Genomic DNA, 18914 nt, shown 5'->3' on the forward strand with positions numbered 1-18914 from the left:
CCTACCGGCCTCGAAAGACCGGCTTGCGTTTCTCTATGAAGGCGCGACGGCCCTCGATGTAGTCCTCGCTGTCGAAGCAGCTGCGCAGCCAGGATTTGCTTGCCGCAACATCGACCTCGGCTCCGGGCTTCAGCAGTTCGCGCATCATCCGCTTGCCGGCGGCGATCGTGAGCGGCGCATTGGCGGCAATGGTGTCGCAGAGGTCAGCAACTGCAGCGGCAAGGTCAGCTTCCGGTACGACGGCATGGACGAGATTGGCGTCCAATGCTGCTTCGGCGGGCATCTGGCGTGCGGTGAAAAACATCTCGCGCGCCTTGGCGTGGCCGACGGTGTTGACCAGATTCGTCATCGCGCTCAGCCGATAGCCGAGCCCGACGCGCGCGGCCGGGATGCCGAAGCGACCGCTGCTGCCGGAGATGCGCAGATCGCAACTCAGGGCGATGTTGACGCCGCCGCCGAGGCAATAGCCGCGGATCATTGCGATGGTGGGTTTGTCACAGGCGTAGATGCGCAGCTGCGCGCCTTCGGCGATCTCCTCGTAATAGTTCACGGCCCCGCGCTCGGCGCGATGCTGATCAAACTGCGAGATGTCGGCGCCGCTGACAAAGGCCTGGTCTCCCGCGCCCTTGAGCGCGATCACCCGGATATCGGGGTCGGCCTCGAACGCGTCGAGGACGACAGGAACCGCCTCCCACATATCGACTGAGACGGCATTGCGCTTCTGCGGCTGGTTGAAGGTCAGCCAGCCGACATTGCCGCGCTTCTCGGCGATGATCTTGTCTGTGATCGCGCCTTCCAGCAGGCGCACGATCCCGACTTCCTCGCTCAAGCTCATGTTCTTTCCCGTTTGGACGTTGAGGTGTCTTGCGCGGCAAGGCCCTGACGCCGCATGACGCCGTTGAGATGGTCACGCATGGCCGATCGTGCGCTCTCGACATCGCCCCGGCTGATCGCCTCGTAGATGGCGCAGTGCTCGTCTTCTATGGCCTGCAGGAGCGCCGGCGAGGTGATGACCGAGCGGCGCGTGGTGCGGATGGAGCCGTGCAGCCGACCCTGCAGATAGCGCATGAGGTCGACGAAATAGGGGTTGTTAGTCGCGCTGCCGATGGCGCTGTGGAAATCAATGGCGGCGGCAGTGCCCGCGTCCAGATCGGCCGCACGGCGATTGGCTTCGGCGAGCGCGGCTCGCAGGACTGCGAGGTCGGATTCAGTGCGGTTCGCCGCCGCAAGCCCGGCCGCTGCGGTTTCGATCTCGATGCGCAGGGCGAAGACGAGTTGCAGCTGAACCGGATCGAGAAGGTCGCTCTCCTCGATCGTGAAGACGAGTTGCGACACATCCTGTGCGACGAAACTGCCAACGCCTTGCGTCGTTTCGATGAAACCCGCCAGCTTCAGGCGGGCGATGGCTTCACGAATGACATTTCGACTGACGCCGAATGCCTCTGCCATGACCATCTCGGTCGGCAATTGCGCGCCGGGGGGAAGCTCTCCCGAGCGAATTTTTTCGCGCAGAGTGAAGGCGATCTCATCCGAGAGCGTCTTCGACCGGCCGATGGAGCGAAACAAGCTTGCTTGCACAATCGGGGCGGTGCCGGTCGGCGGTGCGGTCGTCTGAGGCGTCTTGGCCATTGCGAAGCCTTTCGGAGGTGTTGGCGGCTGTCAGATGATAGCCGCGCTCGCCAATGCGGCGATCTCCGTGGATGAGAACCCGAATTCACTCAAGATTTCACGGCTGTGCTGGCCACGGGCCGGAGCGGGCGTCGGCGAAGCCGGGGGCGTTCTGCTCAGCTTGAAGGGCTGGCCCAGCACCGAAATCATGCCAAGCTGCGGATGCTCCAGGTCCCACACCGTCTCGAGATGCTGCACTTGGGGGTCGGCAAAAGTCTGGTCGAGGGTGAGGATCGGCCCGCAGGGTACGCCTGCGTCGTTGAGACATGCGATCCAGTCCAGAGTATCGCGAGTGCGCGTGCACGTGTTGATCGCTGCGTTGAGGGCCGGGCGATTCGCTGCCCGATCAGGCACGCTCTGGAAGCGCGGGTCACCGATGAGTTCGGGCGCACCGATGGTCTCGCACAGCTTGGCGAACAGAGTATTGCCCATGGCGGCGATGTTCATGTAGCAGTCGCGCGTTTCGAATACGCCGGTCGGACTGCTGGTCGGATGATCGTTGCCGCTTTGGTTCGGCACTTCAGCATTCATGAGCCAGCGCATGGCCTGGAAGTCCATCATGTAGATCTGGGCCTGGAGCAGGGATGTCTGCACCCACTGCCCACGGCCTGATGTTTCGCGCTCGAGCAGGGCCGTCAGGATTCCATTTGCGCAGAACAGGCCAGCGCTGAGATCGGCAATCGGAATGCCGGCGCGCATCGGGCCGCGGCCCTTCTCGCCGGTGACCTGCATCAGGCCGCTGATGCCCTGCGCGATCTGGTCCAGGCCGGGACGCATCGCGTAGGGGCCGTCCTGCCCGAAGCCGGAGATGCTGGCATAGACGATACCTGGGTTCACCGCCGCCAGCCGCTCATAGTCGATGCCAAGCCGGAATTTCACGTCAGGGCGGTAGTTTTCCACGACCACATCGGCCTGGCGTACCAGCTCCATGAATGCATCGAGGCCGAGCGGCTCCTTGAGGTTCAAGGTCAGGCTGCGCTTGCTGCGATGCGTATTCTGGTAATCGGCCACCTGGGCCGGGCCGCCCGGCCGATCGTCATTCGTTGATATCGGCATCTCGATCTTGATGACGCGAGCCCCCCAGTCGGCGAGCTGCCGGACGGCGGCTGGCCCCGAACGCACATGGGTCATGTCGAGGACGGTGAACCGTTCGAGGGGGCGGGAGGTCGCGCCGGTCATGAATCTGCCTTACGCCAATGAAGTATGATGTTGGTTGTTGGACAACCTATATCAACTGAGTTAGCTTGGGAAGCCCTCCGACGTTGGGACGTTCAGGCGCGGCAACAATGTCCTAGGAGGGGGCAGCGCCTCGAGCCGTCTGGAAGGGCCTGGGGACAGCGAGGATTGGGGGGAATTGAGGATGACAAAACACCAGGATGTATTGGCAGGTGGCCTGTTCATGTTGATCGGAGCGGCCACCAGCCTTTCGGCGCTCGGCTACGCCTTGGGGACAATGCGCCGGATGGGGCCGGGATATTTCCCGCTGGTGCTCGGCCTGTTGCTGACGGGCATCGGGGTGGCGTTGATCGCACAGGCCTGGCGACGGGGCAGGGTGGGTACGCCGATCGAATGGGGCAGCACTCGGCCGCTGGCCTTCGTGCTCGGTGGGCTTGCCTTCTTCGGCCTGACGCTGACCGAGCTCGGTTTCGTGCTCGCCAATACCCTGTTCATCGGCGTCACCAGTTATGCGGGCCGCGAGTTCCGCTGGCACGAAACACTCGTCCTCTCGCTCGCGCTGACCGTGATGGCGGCTCTTGTCTTCATTGTCGGGCTCAAGCTGCAGATCCCGCTCTGGCCCGCCATTCTCGGACTCTAGGACGGTCACAGTGGAACTGCTCAACAACCTCGCTCTCGGCTTTGAGGCTGCGTTCACCCTCAAGACCCTGGCCTATTGTCTGCTGGGGACGGTGCTGGGAACGCTGATCGGCGTGTTGCCGGGCATCGGGCCGATCGCAACGATCGCATTGCTGCTGCCCGTGACCTATGCGCTCGAACCCGCCACGGCGTTGATCATGCTTGCCGGCATCTATTACGGCGCCCAATACGGTGGCTCGACCACGGCCATCCTGGTCAACCTGCCAGGAGAATCGTCCTCGGTCGTGACCATGATCGACGGGTATCAGATGGCGCGCCGTGGACGCGCGGGGCCGGCGCTGACTGCGGCCGCGGTCAGCTCCTTCATCGCCGGCTGCCTGGCGACCGTCGTCATTGCCGGCTTCGCGCCTCCGCTTGCCGAAATTGCACTGCGCTTCGGTCCCTGGGAGTATTTCGCGCTGATGGTCGTCGGCCTCGTCGGTGCCGTGGTGCTGGCGCACGGCTCGATCCTGAAGGCGATCGCCATGATCGTGCTCGGGCTTATTCTCGGCCTGGTCGGGGCGGACGTTAACTCGGGCGTCGCGCGCTTCACGCTCGGCTTTCCGCAACTGGCCGATGGCATCGGCTTCATCATCATAGCCATGGGCATCATCGCCATGGCCGAAATCATCGGCAACCTGCAGCGCGTTGAGCGCCGCGAGGTCTATACGGACGGCGTACCGAGCCTGTTTCCGACCCGCGAAGACTGGCGCCGGCTGCTACCGGCGTCATTGCGTGGAACGATTCTCGGCTCCGTTCTGGGCCTTCTGCCCGGAGGGGGCACGTCACTTGCCTCCTTCTCCGCCTACTCGCTCGAGAAGAAGCTCGCGGATGCGCCGGAGCGCTTCGGCAAGGGGGCGATCGAGGGCGTCGCTTCGCCGGAGGCCGCCAACAACGCAGCTTCGCAGACGTCCTTCATTCCGATGCTGACGCTCGGCATTCCTTCGAATGCCGTCATGGCGCTGATGATCGGAGCGATGACGATCCACAATATCCAGCCGGGACCGGAGGTGATGACCAAGAATCCGGAGCTGTTCTGGGGGCTGATCGTGTCGATGTGGATCGGCAACGTCATGCTCGTGATCATGAACCTGCCGCTCGTCGGCATCTGGATCAAGCTGCTCAAGGCGCCGTACCGCTTCATGTTTCCGGCGATCATGATGTTCTCGGCGATCGGCATCTATTCGGTGAACGGGTCAACCTTCGATATCGTGATGACGGCTGCCTTCGGACTTCTGGGCTTCGTGCTGATGAAGCTGGGTTGCGAGCCAGCGCCACTGCTCCTCGGTTTCATTCTCGGCCCGATGATGGAGGAGAACCTGCGGCGCGCCATGTCGCTCGCGCGCGGGGATGCAACGATGTTCTTGACCCGTCCCGTCTCGGCAGTCTTGCTGGCGGTGGCCGTCTTCCTCCTCATCGTTGTCGCCCTGCCGGCCTTGAAGCGGAAGCGCGAGGAGATCTTCCAGGAATAGCTCGTGGCGTCCATTGCCGAGGGCCGGAAGCCACGTGGGGAGGCATCGCCGGTTCTGGCGTACCCCTTGTGACTGCTGGGGGGGCGATTCCGCCGCGGCCCTGGGTTTGGGCTCAGGGCGATCGACGGCCATGGCAAGGTGCCGGTGAGGGGGGCGGGCTCTGGCCCGCCCCGCCGGCTTCTTCAGGGCGCCTGCAACTCACCGAGTTCGTGCAGGAGCGCCGCGCCGGTACGAACTCCGCTATAGAAGCAGTCGAGTGTCAGGTTCTCGTTCGGCGCATGGTTCGCCTCGTCGGGGTTCGCGTAGGGCGTGACGAAGGCGGGAATGCCGAGGATCTTGGTGAAGACATAGCCTGGCAGGCTGCCGAACCCTGCGGGGATCAGAAGCGGCTCCTCGCCCTGGGCCTTGACGAAGGCCTGGCGCAGGGGGGCCGTAAAGGGCGAGGCGATCGGCGTCTTCGAGGGCTGCATGCCCCTGTCCTGCGCGATGAACTCGACTTCCGGCGCATGCTTGGCCACATGGTCCGCGACCTTGCGCAGAATGTCCTCCGGGTCCTGCGCCTCAACCAGGCGGATATCGCATTTCACGAAGGCTTCGTTCGGCAGCACGGTCTTGGTGCCGGGCCCGCCATAGCCCCCGTGGAAGCCGTTGATGGTCAGCGTCGGACGAAAGCAGAGCCGCTCGTAGAAGGGGCGGTCGGCCGGCGCGTCCAGACGGTCCAGTTCCAGGCTCTGTTTCACGGCTTCGGCGGCGCGGGGAAGGCGCTCGATCGCCGCAAGCTCCTCCGGTGTCGGTGGCTCGATATCGTCGTGGAGGCCCGCGATGGTAATCTCGCCCGCAGCATTCTTCATCGTGCCCAGCAGGTGCACCAGCGTCCAGATCGGATTGGGCACCACGCCACCGAAATTGCCGGAATGCACGTCCCGATTGGCGTGGCGACAGCGCAGGTCGAAGGAGATCACGCCGCGTGAGCCGAATTTGATCGCGGCGGCTCCGCTGGCATGGCGCGGACCATCGGCCGTGACGGCGAGATCGGCCTTCAGCTTGTCCTTGTTGGCTCGTACGAAGTCGGCGATGTGCGGGCTGCCGATCTCTTCCTCGCCTTCCAGCAGCAGAATGACGTTGCAGGGAAGCGTGCCATGCACCTTGAGATGCGATTCGATCGCCATCATCTGCGCGAAATGCTGGCCCTTGTTGTCACCGACCCCGCGCGCATAGAGCCGGCCGTCGCGGATCGTCGGCTCGAAGGGCGGCGAGAGCCATTTGTCGAGCGGATCGGGCGGCTGCACGTCGTAATGGCCGTAGAGCAGCACGGTGGGTTTGCCCGGCGCCTTTTCCCAGCGCGCGATGACCATCGGATGCCCTTCGGTGGGCACCAATTGGGTCTCGAGCCCGATATCCGTCAGCATCTTGACCAGCAGTTCGCCGACCTCGGCGATTCCGACATTCTCGGCACTGATGCTCGGGTGGCGCAGATAATCGATCAGGCGATCAAGGAAAGGCGCGCGGTTCGCCTCGATATGCTCGAAAACCGCGGCCAACGAGTCGGAGGAAGCCATAAGTCTTGCACCTGCCAGAGATAGGGGAGCCAAAGTCGCACCCATTCTGGTTACGATGGCCGCGGTAAATCCGTCCATGCGCGACATGAATGCGCGCCATCTCCGGACGCTGGATGCCGGTGCCGTCGCTCCTGCAGCCTTGTGACGGCCGAGCTCACGGCGTGCAGTGAATCAGGTGATCAGTCGATTGTGAAAGGCGAAGTCGAGGCAGCCCTGGATGTGCTGCTCGAGAATGGCCTGAGCCTCCGCCGCGTCCCGCCTCAGCGCGCAGCCCAGCAGCGCCTTGTGTTCTTCTGCTGCAACGGAGCCGCGGAAGATCACGAACACCATCTGGTACCGAAGGTAGCGGTCATAGACGCCGGAATGGACATTCAGCAGAGCCTTAGAGCCGCAGGCCGAGACCAGGGCCTGGTGGAATTCCCAGTCGTAGCGCTTCCATTGCTCTGCTTGCGTGCGGTCGCCCGCGAGCAGGCTCGCCTCCATCCGTGCCAGCTTGTGATGGGCGGCGACGACGCGGCCTTCCCATTCCATGTCGCCGGACTGGAATGACTGCGCCAGGGCGCTCCTCTCGATGAGCAGCCGAAGCGCTGCGATCTCCTTCAGATCCTCGGCCGAGCACGGTGCAACCTGGAAACCGCGCTGTCCCTCCGCCGTGACCAGCCCTTCCGGGGTGAGCCGACTGAAGATCTCGCGCAAGGTGCCGATCCCGACCCCATAGGCCGTCCGCAATTTCTCCAAAGGCAGACGTTGGCCTGGGCGGAGACGCCCGAAAACAATGTCCGTGCGGATGCGCTCATAGACTTGTTCGCCGGTCGAGATCGGCGCGACGTCGTCGCCTGCAAAATCCGTCACGATGTCCGCCATGCCATGCCCTGCGCGCACCTTCTTCGAGAGGGCCGTCCTACGACGCGTGCAGCCGCTGCGCCAGAACCAATGAGTGACGGCTGAAATCAAGATCATCGGATGATTATGATATTATCAGTTGATGATGGCTTCGCTAGATGTAATGTGCTCGCGAGGTCGCCCGAGAGGCGCCCAATGACGGCAGAGCCGTAACGGCCATCCGGGGAGGAACGAGAATGATCACGTCGAAATTGAACCGCCGTCAGGCTCTGTTGGCCGGTGCGGTCGGGCTTGCTGCGCCGAGCCTGTTGCTGCGGCCTGCGCTTGCGGTGACGCCGGCGGAGATCAAGGCGAAGGGCAAGCTGGTCGTGGGTATCCAGGGCGACAATCCGCCCTGGGGCTTCGTCACCAGCGCCGGCAAACAGGACGGGCTGGATGCCGATATCGCCGCGCTGTTTGGCCAGGAACTCGGCGTGCCCGTGGAGTTCGTGCCGCTCGAGGTCAATAACCGCATTCCCGCCCTGACCACGGGGCGCGTCGATGTGCTGTTTGCGACGATGGCGATGCTGCCGGAGCGGGCCAAGGTCGTGCAGTTCAGCAAGCCCTATGTCGCCAACACGATCGTGCTGATCGGGAAGAAGAGCGACACGATCAAGACCAACGAGGACATGGGCAAGTTCAGCATCGGCGTGGCCAAGGGCGCAGCCCAGGATACGCAGGTGACCAAGAACGCGCCGGCCTCGACGACGATCCGGCGCTATGACGGCGATGCCCCCAGCATCCAGGCGCTGGTCTCGGGCCAGGTCCAGGCGCTCGGCGGCAACATCTTCTACATCCAGCGCATCGAGCAGGCCCGGCCGGGCGAATTCGAGAACAAGCTCGAATTCCAGAACCTCTATAACGGCGCCTGCACCCGGCAGGGCGAGAAGGAGATCAACGCCGCGATCAACGTCTTCATCGACAAGATCAGGGCCAATGGCGAGCTCCAGAAAGTCTACGACAAGTGGATGAAGGTCCCCGTCCACAAGTTCCCCGACAGCCTCGAAGGCATCTCATTCTCCGCTAGCTGAGCGCGCTGCTCGCTCGCTCCTTCAGATTTTGCCTGCAGGCCGGCCGCGCTGACGTCGGCCTGCAAGCGCCTTGCCGCGCATGCGCGGCGGGACGCCAGGGATATCGACATGAGCAATCGCATCTACGTCCTCAACGGCCCCAATCTCAATCTGCTCGGCCAGCGCGAACCCGCGATCTACGGAACGACCACGCTCGACGAGATTCGACAGCGCTGTATCGGGAAGGCTGCGGCTCTCGGTTTCGAGATCGACTTCCGCCAGACGAATTTCGAGGGCGAGTTGGTGGAGAGCGTGCACCAGGCCCGCATCGAGGCGTGCGGGATCATCATCAATCCGGCCGGCTACACCTTTACCTCGGTCGCGCTGCTCGACGCTCTGAAGATGTTCGACGGGCCCAAGATCGAGCTGCACATTTCCAACGTGCATGCCCGCGAAAGCATCTACCACAATTCGCTGATCTCCCGGACCGCGACCGGCATCCTGATCGGCTTCGGCGCGGCCGGATACGAGCTCGCGATCCAGGCCATGGCCGACCTGGTCGGGCGCAGCTGATCCCGCTGCGGCATGCGGTCAGCGGCAGAGCATGCGAAGCACGGTCTCGATTGCGCTGTGCCGTCGGCGTTCGCGGGCTTCCGGCGCCCCCATGTCGTGCCCGAAGACCTGCTGGATGCTGGCCCGGTTGGAGACATTGTAGAAGCTCAGCGCGCTGATCGTCAGATGGATGTCGATAGGGTCGAGGCCCTCCCGGAACACGCCCTCGCGCAGCCCGCGCTCATAGACCTCGCCGATCATGTCGATGACCGAGAGGTTGAGATCCGCGATCTTGGGAGAGCTCTGGAGATGCCGGGCGTGGTGGATGTTCTCGACCATGACGAGGCGGACGAAATCCGGATTGTCGGCGTGATAGTCGAAGGTGAACCCCGTCAGAGACACGATCGCTTCGCGCGGGGGCAGGGCAGCCAGATCGAGGCTGCGTTCGAAATTGCGGATCCGGGCATAGGCCTCCTCGAGCACGGCCCGGTAGAGTCCCTCCTTGTCGCCGAAATAATAGTAGATCATCCGCTTGCTGGTGGAGGTCTTCGCCGCGATCTCGTCGACCCTTGCACCACTCAGCCCGTTCTCGACGAATTCGTCACGCGCGACCGCCAGGATATTGCGGCGAACGCCGTCGGGGTCCTGGGTCCAGCTCGCGGATTTGCGCGTGCCAGCCGGCCGCGCCGGCGAGGCCGGCATCTCATTCGTCTTGCGGCTTCCAAGCATGGATCGACCCCGGCGCCGACTGTGCGGCTGTAAATGAACCGTTCAGTTCAATTGACTTGACCAATTGAACTGTTTCGTACATTTAACATCGACAGGCGATCGCGCAAGCCACGATCGCTCATACTCAAGGCGCCCACCCAGAGGCGCTACCGCTAAAGACGGGAACCGGATCGACCCACCCAGAAGGTCGACCGCTCAGGGAAACGCCATGAACTACAAGCTTGATTTCACGCCTGTACTGGATGGGTTGCCGAGCCTTCTGACGGCCTGTCTGGGAACGCTGTTCCTGGCGCTCGGCGGCATGGCCCTGGCCATCGTCATCGGCATCGGCGGTGTCGTGCTGCGCGACTCGCGGATCAAACAGGTGCGCTGGCTGGTGATGGCCTTCGTCGAGCTGATCCGGAACACGCCCTTTCTGGTGCAGATCTATTTCATCTATTTCGCGCTGCCGCTTCTGGGCGTGCGGCTCGACCCGACACCGACCGCGATCATCGCGCTGGGCATCAATGGCGGCGCTTATGCCATCGAGATCATTCGTGGCGGGGTTCAGTCGATCAGCAAGGGGCAGGTCGAGGCCGGTCTCGCGCTTGGCCTGCACAAGGCGCAGGTCTTCCGGCTGATCGTGCTGCGGCCGGCGTTGCGCGCGATCTTTCCCTCATTGACCAGCCAGTTCGTGCTGCTGACACTGACGACCAGCGTCGCCTCCGCGATCTCTGCCTATGAGCTGACCTCCGTCGCACAACGGATCGAGTCGGACAGCTTCCGCAGCTTCGAGGTCTACGGAACGGTGACGCTGTTCTACCTCGTCATGTCCTGGCTGATGATGCGCTTCTTTGCGCTCATCTCCGGCCGGTATTTCAGCTACCCGGTCAAGTGAGGAGATCGTCATGGGTGCAAACGAATTCCTCTTCCTCCTCACCGGACTGAAATGGACGGTCTTCCTTTCGGTGATCGGCTTCGTCGGGGGCGGCATCTTCGGGCTCGGCGTCGCTCTGGCGCGAACCTCCGGTATTCCGCTTCTGGAGCGTGCAACCTCTGGCTATATCGCCATCTTCCAGGGCACGCCGCTGCTGATGCAGCTTTTCGTGGTCTATTACGGACTGGCGCTGATCGGGCTGAAACTCGACTCCTGGGTCGCCGTCTCGATCGGCTTCACGCTGCATGCCAGCGCGTATCTCGGCGAAATCTGGCGCGGGTCGATCGAGGCGGTGCCGAAGGGCCAGACCGAGGCCGCCAAGGCGTTGAGCCTGAACTATGTCTCGCGGATGAAGGATGTGATCCTGCCGCAGGCCATCCGCATCTCGCTGCCAGCGACGATCGGCTTTCTGGTGCAACTGATCAAGGGAACGTCGCTGGCTGCCATCGTCGGTTTCACCGAGCTGGCCCGTGCCGGCAACATCATCTCGAACCAGATCTTCCAGCCTCTCCTCGTCTTCGGGATCGTGGGGGCTCTCTACTTCGTCATGTGCTGGCCGCTTTCGCTCTTCGGCGCGCGGCTGGAACGCCAGTTTGCCGCGGCGACACGCTGACGAAGTCGGCAACACCATCAAGACATCGCGCCAATCCAGCCAGGCAAGATCAACCAGGCAAGTTCAACCAAGCAAGATCAACCAAGCAAGATCAACCAAGGGAGTGAGACATGACATCTTCGAACAAGGGATTGCTCAACCGCCGTCAGGCTTTGTTGGCCGGCGCGGTCGGCCTTGCCGCGCCGAGCCTGTTGCTGCGGCCTGCGCTTGCGGTGACGCCGGCGGAGATCAAGGCGAAGGGCAAGCTGGTCGTGGGTATCCAGGGCGACAATCCGCCCTGGGGCTTCGTCACCAGCGCCGGCAAACAGGACGGGCTGGATGCCGATATCGCCGCGCTGTTTGGCCAGGAACTCGGCGTGCCCGTGGAGTTCGTGCCGCTCGAGGTCAATAACCGCATTCCCGCCCTGACCACGGGGCGCGTCGATGTGCTGTTTGCGACGATGGCGATGCTGCCGGAGCGGGCCAAGGTCGTGCAGTTCAGCAAGCCCTATGTCGCCAACACGATCGTGCTGATCGGGAAGAAGAGCGACACGATCAAGACCAACGAGGACATGGGCAAGTTCAGCATCGGCGTGGCCAAGGGCGCAGCCCAGGATACGCAGGTGACCAAGAACGCGCCGGCCTCGACGACGATCCGGCGCTATGACGGCGATGCCCCCAGCATCCAGGCGCTGGTCTCGGGCCAGGTCCAGGCGCTCGGCGGCAACATCTTCTACATCCAGCGCATCGAGCAGGCCCGGCCGGGCGAATTCGAGAACAAGCTCGAATTCCAGAACCTCTATAACGGCGCCTGCACCCGGCAGGGCGAGAAGGAGATCAACGCCGCGATCAACGTCTTCATCGACAAGATCAGGGCCAATGGCGAGCTCCAGAAAGTCTACGACAAGTGGATGAAGGTCCCCGTCCACAAGTTCCCCGACAGCCTCGAAGGCATCTCATTCTCCGCTAGCTGAGCGCGCCAGAACTGATCGGAGCAGAGGCCATGAACAGCCAGTCCGCGACTGCAACCACTCAAGGGGCTGACGCCATGATCAAGATGGCCGGCGTCGAGAAATGGTATGGTGAGTTCAAGGCCCTGACCGACATCAACCTGTCGGTCCGCCAGGGCGAGAAGATCGTCCTGTGCGGGCCGTCAGGTTCGGGAAAATCGACCCTGATCCGTTGCATCAACCATCTCGAACCCTATCAGAAGGGCGAGATCCGTGTCGGTGGGACGGTTCTGAGCGATGATTCCAGGATCATCGATGCCGTTCGCCGAGAGGTTGGAATGGTGTTTCAGCATTTCAACCTGTTTCCGCATCTGACGGTGCTGGAGAACTGCATGCTGGCGCCGATGCGTTCGCTTCGCGCCAGCAAGGCCCAGGCCGAAGCCACGGCGAGACGCCTGCTCGGCCGGGTCAAGATCGCCGAACAGGCGGAAAAATATCCGGCCCAGCTCTCCGGTGGGCAGCAGCAGCGCGTCGCGATCGCGCGGGCCCTGTGCATGCAGCCAAAGGTCATGCTGTTCGACGAGCCGACCTCGGCGCTCGACCCGGAAATGGTCAAGGAGGTGCTCGACACCATGATCGGGCTCGCCGAGGAGGGCATGACGATGATCTGCGTCACCCACGAGATGGGGTTTGCGCGCCAGGTCGCCGACCGCGTCATCTTCATGGCGAGCGGTGCAATCGTCGAAGAAGCGCCGCCGGCTGCGTTCTTCACCAATCCGCGCCACGAGCGTACCCGACAGTTCCTCGGCGAGATCCTGCACAATCACTGAGGAGGCCGATATGGCCGATCTGCTCTCGAAGCCGCTGCGTCTCGGTGTCCTCGGTGCGGCGAATATCGCACGCAGCTTTGCGAGCGGTGTCGCGCCGTCGAGGACCGTCTCGGTCGCTGCCGTTGCGAGCCGCGATGCCGGGAAGGCCGAACGCTTTGCGATGGAATGCGGCATTCCGCGCTTCCATGGCTCCTATGAAGCCTTGCTGTCCGATCCCGAGATCGATGCGATCTACAATCCGCTGCCGAACTCGCTCCATGCGGAATGGTCGATCCGGGCGATGGAAGCCGGCAAGCATGTGCTCTGCGAGAAGCCGCTGGCGATGAACGCGACCGAGGTCCGCGCCATGGCCGCGACTGCGCGTCGGCACGGGCGCCATCTCGTCGAGGCCTATCCCTATCGCGCACAAGCCCAGACGCTGAAACTGCGTGAGTTGCTCGACGCGGGCGCGATCGGCAAGGTTCAGCTCATCCGGTCAAGCTTTGGCGTCGCCTTCTCCGACCCGTCGAATATTCGCCTGAAGCCCGAGGTCGGCGGTGGCGCCCTTCTCGATGCGGGCAGCTATGCCGTCAGCCTGGCGCTCCTCGTCGCAGGCGCGCGGCCCGAGCGCGTCAGCGCGACGGCACGCTGGAGCGAAACCGGTGTCGATCGCAGCGTTGCGGCCACGCTGGAATTTCCGAGCGGAGCGCTTGCGCAGATCTCGTGCAGCTTTGCCACGGCCTATCACCGCCATGCCCTGATCGCGGGGGAGGCCGGAACGATCGAGACGACCTATCTCAACCATCCCCCACTCGGCGGGCCGCCGGTGCTGACGATCCGGCGTGGCACGACCGTCCAGTCGGTGCCCGAGACCATCGAGGTTGCGCCGGGCAACGGGTTCCTCGCGGAAGCGGAGTCGTTTGAGCGGCTGGTGCGGCGAGGGCCGGAGTACTGGACCGGCGCGACCCTGGCGGAATCCATCGATATCGCGGTGACGCTGGATGCGATCCTGGCCAGCGCGCGATCCGGTACAGCTGTCAGCGTCGCTGCTGAGATCAACACGTAGGAAAGCCAGTTCGTCATGATCTGCGGCACGACGAAACTCATCGCCCATCTCGGCTATCCGACCGAGAGCTTCAAGGCGCCGATGATCTACAACCCCTATTTCGAGCGAGAAGGGATCGACGCCGTCGTGGTGCCGATGGGCTGCAAGGCGGATGACTATCCGGCTTTCCTCAGGCTCTTCTTCAGGCTCTCCAACGCTCACGGCGCCCTTATCACCATGCCGCACAAGGTGACGACGACCGCGCTGGTCGACGAGGTGCAGACCACGGCCGCGATTGCCGGAGCCTGCAATGCAGTCAGGCTGGATGCCGATGGCCGGCTTGTCGGTGACATGTTCGACGGCGAGGGCTTCGTGCGGGGCGTCCGGGGCAAGGGCCGTGTGCTCGAGGGGGCGCGTGCGCTCGTCGTCGGCGCTGGCGGCGTCGGCTCGGCAATCGCAGCCTCGCTCGCCAAGGCAGGCGTCGCGGCACTTGGCCTGTTCGATAGCCATGCGCCTCTGGCAAACGGCCTCGCCGACCGGCTTCGCAAGCACTATCCGCAACTGGTCGTCACTGTCGGCTCGAACGATCCGGCCGGGTTCGAGATCCTGGTCAATGCGACGCCGCTCGGCATGAAGGCGGGCGATCCCTTGCCGATGGATGTCGCGCGCATCGCGCCTTCGGCCTTTGTCGGGGAAGTGGTGATGAAGCAGGAGATCACCCCCTTCCTGGCTGCCGTTCGCGCCCGCGGCTGCGCATTCCAGATCGGTGTCGACATGCTGTTCGAACAGATCCCGGCCTATCTCGAGTTCTTCGGATTCCCCACCACGACATCGGAGGATCTGCGCTCGGTCGCACAGCTCGGCTATGAGGAGACGCGCTCATGATCCCTTCCATCGCCACCGTCTGCGTCTCAGGTACGCTTCAGGAGAAGCTCGAGGCCATTGCGGCTGCCGGCTTTCGTGCCGTCGAGATCTTTGAGAACGACCTGATCGCCTTCCCGGGCTCGCCGACAGAGGTGCGCCGGATCTGCAGCGATCTCGGGCTCGCGATCGTGACCTGCCAGCCGTTTCGCGATTTCGAGGGCATGCCCGATGCGCGGCGGGCGCGGACATTCGACAGGGCGGAACGGAAATTCGACCTCCTGCAGGAGCTTGGGACCGACCTGCTTTTCGTCTGCTCGAGCGTCTCGCCCGAGGGCTTGAGCGGCATCGACAGGCTCGCCGGCGATTTCGCCGAGCTCGGCGAGCGGGCCGCCAAACGGGGATTGCGCGTCGGCTATGAGGCGCTGGCCTGGGGACGTCATGTCTTCGACTATCGCGATGCCTGGGAGATCGTGCGCCGGGCCGGCCGCGACAATGTCGGCATCATCCTCGACAGCTTCCACATCCTCTCGCGCGGGCTCGATCCCGCCAGCATCGGCACCATCCCGCGCGACCGGATCTTCATGGTGCAGATGGCGGATGCCCCCAAGCTGCAGATGGATCATCTCTCCTGGAGCCGCCACTGGCGCTGCCTGCCGGGGCAGGGCGATCTCGATCTGGCGGCTTTCATGAGGGCGCTCGCGTCGACCGGTTATGACGGCGTCCTGTCGCTCGAAATCTTCAACGACCGATTCCGGGCCGGCTCCGCCCGCTCGGTGGCGCTCGACGGGCATCGTTCGCTGCTCTGGCTGCTCGACGAGACGGCCCGGGAACTTGGCCGGCCGGTGCCCGGCGCTGTCGCAATGCCGGCGCCTGAGCCTGTCGAAGCCGTCGAGTTCATCGAGTTCGCCATTGCCGAGTCTGAGCGGCCGGGCTTCCAGCGCCTTCTGAGTGCGCTCGGGTTCAGCCGTGTCGGCGCGCATCGCTCCAAGGATGTCGATCTCTGGAGCCAGGGCGATATCCGTATCGTGCTCAACAGCGACGTCGACGGTTTCGCCCATAGCTACCAGATCACGCATGGGACCTCGGTCTGCGCCATTGCGCTGCGGGTCGCGGATGCCGGTGCGGCCACCGAGCGCGCGAGCGCTCTGCTCGACGTGCCTCATGCCGGCGCAGTCGGGCCAGGCGAACTCGACATCCCGGCCGTGCGCGGCCTTGGTGGCAGCCTGCTCTATTTCCTGGATCAGTCTTCCGCCCTGGGGCGCTGGTCGGAGGTGGATTTCGAGCCCATAGGCGCGGATGGCTCAAGCGCCGGACTGGTCGGGGTCGACCATATCTCGCAGAGCATGCAGTATGAGGAAATGCTGACCTGGCTGCTGTTCTATTCGTCGCTATTCAAGACGACGAAGACGCCGAGCCAGGCGGTGATCGACCCCGGCGGTGTCGTGCAGAGCCAGGTCATCGAGAGCGGATTGAACGGCCCGTCTGGCCATGGCCTGAGGCTCATTCTCAACGGTTCGCAGAGCCACCGGACGCTGTCGGCCCGCTTCATCACCGATTTCTTCGGCTCCGGCGTGCAACATATCGCCTTCGCCACGAATGACATCCGGGCGACCGTCGCGCGGCTGGTGGCCAATGGCGTCGCCATGCTGCCGATCCCGGAGAACTATTACGATGACCTCGAAGCGCGGTCCGATCTGCCTCCCGAGGAGATCGATGCGCTGAAGGCACTCAACATTCTCTACGACCGCGATGCCGGCGGTGATTTCTGGCAGGCCTATACCGCGACGCTCGATGGCGGGTTGTTCTTCGAGATCGTCCAGCGCAATGGCTATGGTGGCTATGGTGCGGCCAATGCGGGCATCCGCCTGACCGCGCAGGCGCGCCTGTCCCGCCCGATCACCGTGCCCGCGCCCACGCATGCATGAAGGCGCTGCCATGACCACACCCTGCATCATCACTGTCGCGATCACCGGCTCACTACCGACCAAGCGCGACAATCCCGCCGTTCCGATCACGATTGCCGAGCAGGTCGAGTCGACGCAGGAGGCTTTTGAGGCAGGCGCGACGCTGGCGCATTGCCATGTCCGCTCCGACGAGGGCACGCCAACCTCCGACCCTGAGCGGTTTGGCCGTCTGCTCGAGGGGCTGCGCAAGCATTGCCCGGGCATCATCGTGCAGCTCTCCACCGGCGGGCGCTCGGGGGCGGGCAGGGAACGCGGGGGCATGATTCCGCTCAAGCCAGACATGTGCTCGCTTTCGACCGGCTCATGCAATTTTCCGACGCGGGTCTATGAGAACAGCCCGGATCTCGTCGACTGGCTGGCGGCGGAGATGCTGACCCACGGCGTCAAGCCCGAGATCGAAGCCTTCGATCTCTCGATGATCTTCAAGGCTGCCGAGATGGGCATCGCGGGCGCGATCAGGGGGCCCCTGCATGTCCAGTTCGTGATGGGCGTGAAGAACGCGATGCCGGTCGATCGCGCCGTATTCGAGTTCTACATCGCGACATTGAAGCGGCTGGCACCCGACGCGACCTGGACGGGGGCCGGAATAGGGCGTGACCAGATCACGCTGAACCGCTGGTCACTTGAGCTCGGCGGTCATTGCCGCACCGGACTGGAGGACAATGTCCGCCTCGACCGCGACACGCTCGCGCCGTCCAATGCCGCTCTTGTCAAGCGCATCGCCGAGATAGCCGGCAGCTATGACCGCCATGTCGCGTCGGTCGCAGAGGCGCGGGAGCTGTTGTCGCTGCCGATGGCGTGAGGCAGCGGCGAGACGGCCTGCCGTGATAAACCCACTCGATGGCGTCGCCGGGCGCGCATCTGACGCGGTGTTCCCCGGGAACTGTCGGCACGAAGCGGCGCCTGTTGGACGCTGCCAAGGACGATGAAGCAGCTGCGTCCCGTCAGCCGGCGGCCCGCTTCAGCACATCGACCACGGCTGCCATCTCATCCCTGGCTCCGATCGAGATGCGCAGGGCGCCCTGTGTGCCGGGGACATCGAACATCATGACATGGATATTTGCCGCCTTCAGTGCCGAGAAGAATTCGGCGACCGGTGCGGGCGTGAGGACCGCCAGGAAATTCGCCGCGCTGGGCAAGGCCACGAAGCCAAGATCCTTCAACCGGTCCGCGAGCCAGTCGCGGCCATCCGCGGTTCTGCTGAGCAGGTCGGCGAGATAGGCGGGCTCCTTCAAAGCCGCTTCGGCTCCCGCCAACGCCACGGCGTTGACGCTGAAATTCGTGCGGATCTTGCGATATTCGTCAGCCAGCGCCGGTGAGCCGACGATGCCGTATCCGACGCGGATGCCGGCAAGGCCGAATGCCTTCGAGAAGGTGCGCGTCGAGATCCAGGGGGCGCTGCGGCGGCGCAGGATGGCGAGCACGTCGGGCCCGCCGGCATGATGGCCGAACTCGAAATAGGCCTCGTCAAAATGCAGCAGGACATGATCCGGGACGCCGGCGACGAGTTGCTCGACATCGGCCTCGTCGAGCATGCCACCGGTCGGGTTATGCGGCGAGGCGACGAAGACGAGGCGTGTCCTGTCGGTAATGGCGCCCAGGGTGCCCTCGATGTTGACGAGGCCATCGCGCCGGTTCGGAACAGCGACGAGCTTTGCGCCGCGCATCGCGGTGCCCTTGGCATAGGCTGGAAAGCCCGGATGAGGTGCCACTGCCTCGTCGCCCGCGTCGAGGGCCAATTCGGCGCTGGCGAAGAGGAGTTCGTTCGAGCCGGCCCCCAACACGATCTGCGCTGGGGGGACGGCAAGGCGCGAAGCCAGCGCTGCGATCAGCGAGGCGCCGTCATGATCGGGGTAGCGATTCACCTGGCCGGCGGCGGCGCACATCGCCGCCACGACGCTCGGAGCGGGCGGCTCCGAGGATTCGTTGAGATGCAGGCTGACCGGCGGCGGCGCGCCCTCCGTGGGCGCGGGGGTACGCCGCGCCGGGACGTTCTGCAGGCGTGCGATACGCGGAACCGGGATGACGCTGGGGTTCGACACAGGTTT

19 protein-coding genes are annotated in these 18914 nt (G+C 64.0%); 12 read left to right on the plus strand and 7 right to left on the minus strand.

Annotated features, from left to right (window positions below; all coding sequences use genetic code 11):
* Position 1: 1 nt before the first annotated feature.
* From BIWAKO_RS22025 to BIWAKO_RS22035, 3 genes are all read right to left on the minus strand, one after another.
* On the minus strand, positions 2-835 hold the full coding sequence (locus BIWAKO_RS22025) for an enoyl-CoA hydratase (RefSeq protein WP_069880461.1): 834 nt from the start codon (positions 833-835) through the stop codon (positions 2-4).
* The gene (locus BIWAKO_RS22030) at positions 832-1566 is read right to left on the minus strand and encodes a FadR/GntR family transcriptional regulator (RefSeq protein WP_201788638.1); all 735 of its coding nucleotides are present in this window, start codon (positions 1564-1566) and stop codon (positions 832-834) included. The genes BIWAKO_RS22025 and BIWAKO_RS22030 overlap by 4 nt, the downstream gene beginning before the upstream one ends.
* Before the next feature lie 93 nt (positions 1567-1659).
* Entirely contained in the window at positions 1660-2847 is a 1188-nt protein-coding gene (locus BIWAKO_RS22035) for a CaiB/BaiF CoA transferase family protein (protein ID WP_069880463.1), read from the minus strand.
* 181 nt (positions 2848-3028) lie between these two features.
* On the opposite strand from BIWAKO_RS22035, the gene BIWAKO_RS22040 reads away from it, so the two are divergent.
* Positions 3029-3484 (plus strand): tripartite tricarboxylate transporter TctB family protein, encoded by a 456-nt coding sequence (locus tag BIWAKO_RS22040; RefSeq protein ID WP_069880464.1) that lies wholly within the window; start codon positions 3029-3031, stop codon positions 3482-3484.
* A gap of 10 nt (positions 3485-3494) precedes the next feature.
* Positions 3495-4994: a tripartite tricarboxylate transporter permease gene (locus BIWAKO_RS22045; RefSeq protein WP_069880465.1), complete on the plus strand. Its 1500-nt coding sequence runs from the start codon at positions 3495-3497 to the stop codon at positions 4992-4994.
* A 182-nt stretch (positions 4995-5176) separates the two neighbouring features.
* Here the strand turns inward: BIWAKO_RS22045 and BIWAKO_RS22050 are convergent, their stop codons facing one another.
* Complete coding sequence (locus tag BIWAKO_RS22050; RefSeq protein ID WP_069880466.1) at positions 5177-6553, minus strand: M20/M25/M40 family metallo-hydrolase; 1377 nt, start codon at positions 6551-6553, stop codon at positions 5177-5179.
* A gap of 171 nt (positions 6554-6724) precedes the next feature.
* A complete protein-coding gene (locus BIWAKO_RS22055) occupies positions 6725-7417 on the minus strand; it encodes a GntR family transcriptional regulator (RefSeq protein WP_069882695.1) in 693 nt (230 codons plus the stop codon).
* Between the two features lie 215 nt (positions 7418-7632).
* Here BIWAKO_RS22055 and BIWAKO_RS22060 point away from each other — a divergent pair, with 215 nt between their 5' ends.
* Both BIWAKO_RS22060 and aroQ read left to right on the plus strand, forming a co-directional pair.
* Positions 7633-8466, plus strand: coding sequence for a transporter substrate-binding domain-containing protein (locus BIWAKO_RS22060; protein ID WP_069880467.1), 834 nt, complete (start codon positions 7633-7635; stop codon positions 8464-8466).
* A gap of 108 nt (positions 8467-8574) precedes the next feature.
* Entirely contained in the window at positions 8575-9018 is a 444-nt protein-coding gene (gene aroQ / locus BIWAKO_RS22065; RefSeq protein WP_069880468.1) for a type II 3-dehydroquinate dehydratase, read from the plus strand.
* 18 nt (positions 9019-9036) lie between these two features.
* On the opposite strand, the gene BIWAKO_RS22070 is transcribed toward aroQ, so the two are convergent.
* Positions 9037-9726: a TetR/AcrR family transcriptional regulator gene (locus BIWAKO_RS22070; RefSeq protein WP_244523514.1), complete on the minus strand. Its 690-nt coding sequence runs from the start codon at positions 9724-9726 to the stop codon at positions 9037-9039.
* A 208-nt stretch (positions 9727-9934) separates the two neighbouring features.
* Here BIWAKO_RS22070 and BIWAKO_RS22075 point away from each other — a divergent pair, with 208 nt between their 5' ends.
* The 8 genes from BIWAKO_RS22075 (at position 9935) to BIWAKO_RS22110 (ending at position 17668) form a co-directional block, all read left to right on the plus strand.
* A complete protein-coding gene (locus tag BIWAKO_RS22075; protein ID WP_069880469.1) occupies positions 9935-10603 on the plus strand; it encodes an amino acid ABC transporter permease in 669 nt (222 codons plus the stop codon).
* A 10-nt stretch (positions 10604-10613) separates the two neighbouring features.
* Entirely contained in the window at positions 10614-11255 is a 642-nt protein-coding gene (locus tag BIWAKO_RS22080) for an amino acid ABC transporter permease (protein WP_069880470.1), read from the plus strand.
* A 110-nt stretch (positions 11256-11365) separates the two neighbouring features.
* On the plus strand, positions 11366-12208 hold the full coding sequence (locus BIWAKO_RS22085) for a transporter substrate-binding domain-containing protein (RefSeq protein ID WP_069880471.1): 843 nt from the start codon (positions 11366-11368) through the stop codon (positions 12206-12208).
* A gap of 74 nt (positions 12209-12282) precedes the next feature.
* Positions 12283-13014, plus strand: coding sequence for an amino acid ABC transporter ATP-binding protein (locus BIWAKO_RS22090; RefSeq protein ID WP_069880472.1), 732 nt, complete (start codon positions 12283-12285; stop codon positions 13012-13014).
* 10 nt (positions 13015-13024) lie between these two features.
* On the plus strand, positions 13025-14059 hold the full coding sequence (locus BIWAKO_RS22095) for a Gfo/Idh/MocA family protein (protein ID WP_069880473.1): 1035 nt from the start codon (positions 13025-13027) through the stop codon (positions 14057-14059).
* A gap of 15 nt (positions 14060-14074) precedes the next feature.
* On the plus strand, positions 14075-14923 hold the full coding sequence (locus tag BIWAKO_RS22100; RefSeq protein WP_069880474.1) for a shikimate dehydrogenase family protein: 849 nt from the start codon (positions 14075-14077) through the stop codon (positions 14921-14923).
* Positions 14920-16827 (plus strand): bifunctional sugar phosphate isomerase/epimerase/4-hydroxyphenylpyruvate dioxygenase family protein, encoded by a 1908-nt coding sequence (locus tag BIWAKO_RS22105; protein ID WP_069880475.1) that lies wholly within the window; start codon positions 14920-14922, stop codon positions 16825-16827. Before BIWAKO_RS22100 ends, BIWAKO_RS22105 begins: the two co-directional genes overlap by 4 nt.
* A gap of 10 nt (positions 16828-16837) precedes the next feature.
* A complete protein-coding gene (locus tag BIWAKO_RS22110; protein WP_069882697.1) occupies positions 16838-17668 on the plus strand; it encodes a 3-oxoadipate:acetyl-CoA acetyltransferase in 831 nt (276 codons plus the stop codon).
* A gap of 142 nt (positions 17669-17810) precedes the next feature.
* On the opposite strand, the gene BIWAKO_RS22115 is transcribed toward BIWAKO_RS22110, so the two are convergent.
* The gene (locus BIWAKO_RS22115) at positions 17811-18908 is read right to left on the minus strand and encodes a pyridoxal phosphate-dependent aminotransferase (RefSeq protein ID WP_069880476.1); all 1098 of its coding nucleotides are present in this window, start codon (positions 18906-18908) and stop codon (positions 17811-17813) included.
* Positions 18909-18914: the final 6 nt, after the last annotated feature.

Source organism: Bosea sp. BIWAKO-01 (assembly GCF_001748145.1).
GTDB lineage: Bacteria > Pseudomonadota > Alphaproteobacteria > Rhizobiales > Beijerinckiaceae > Allobosea.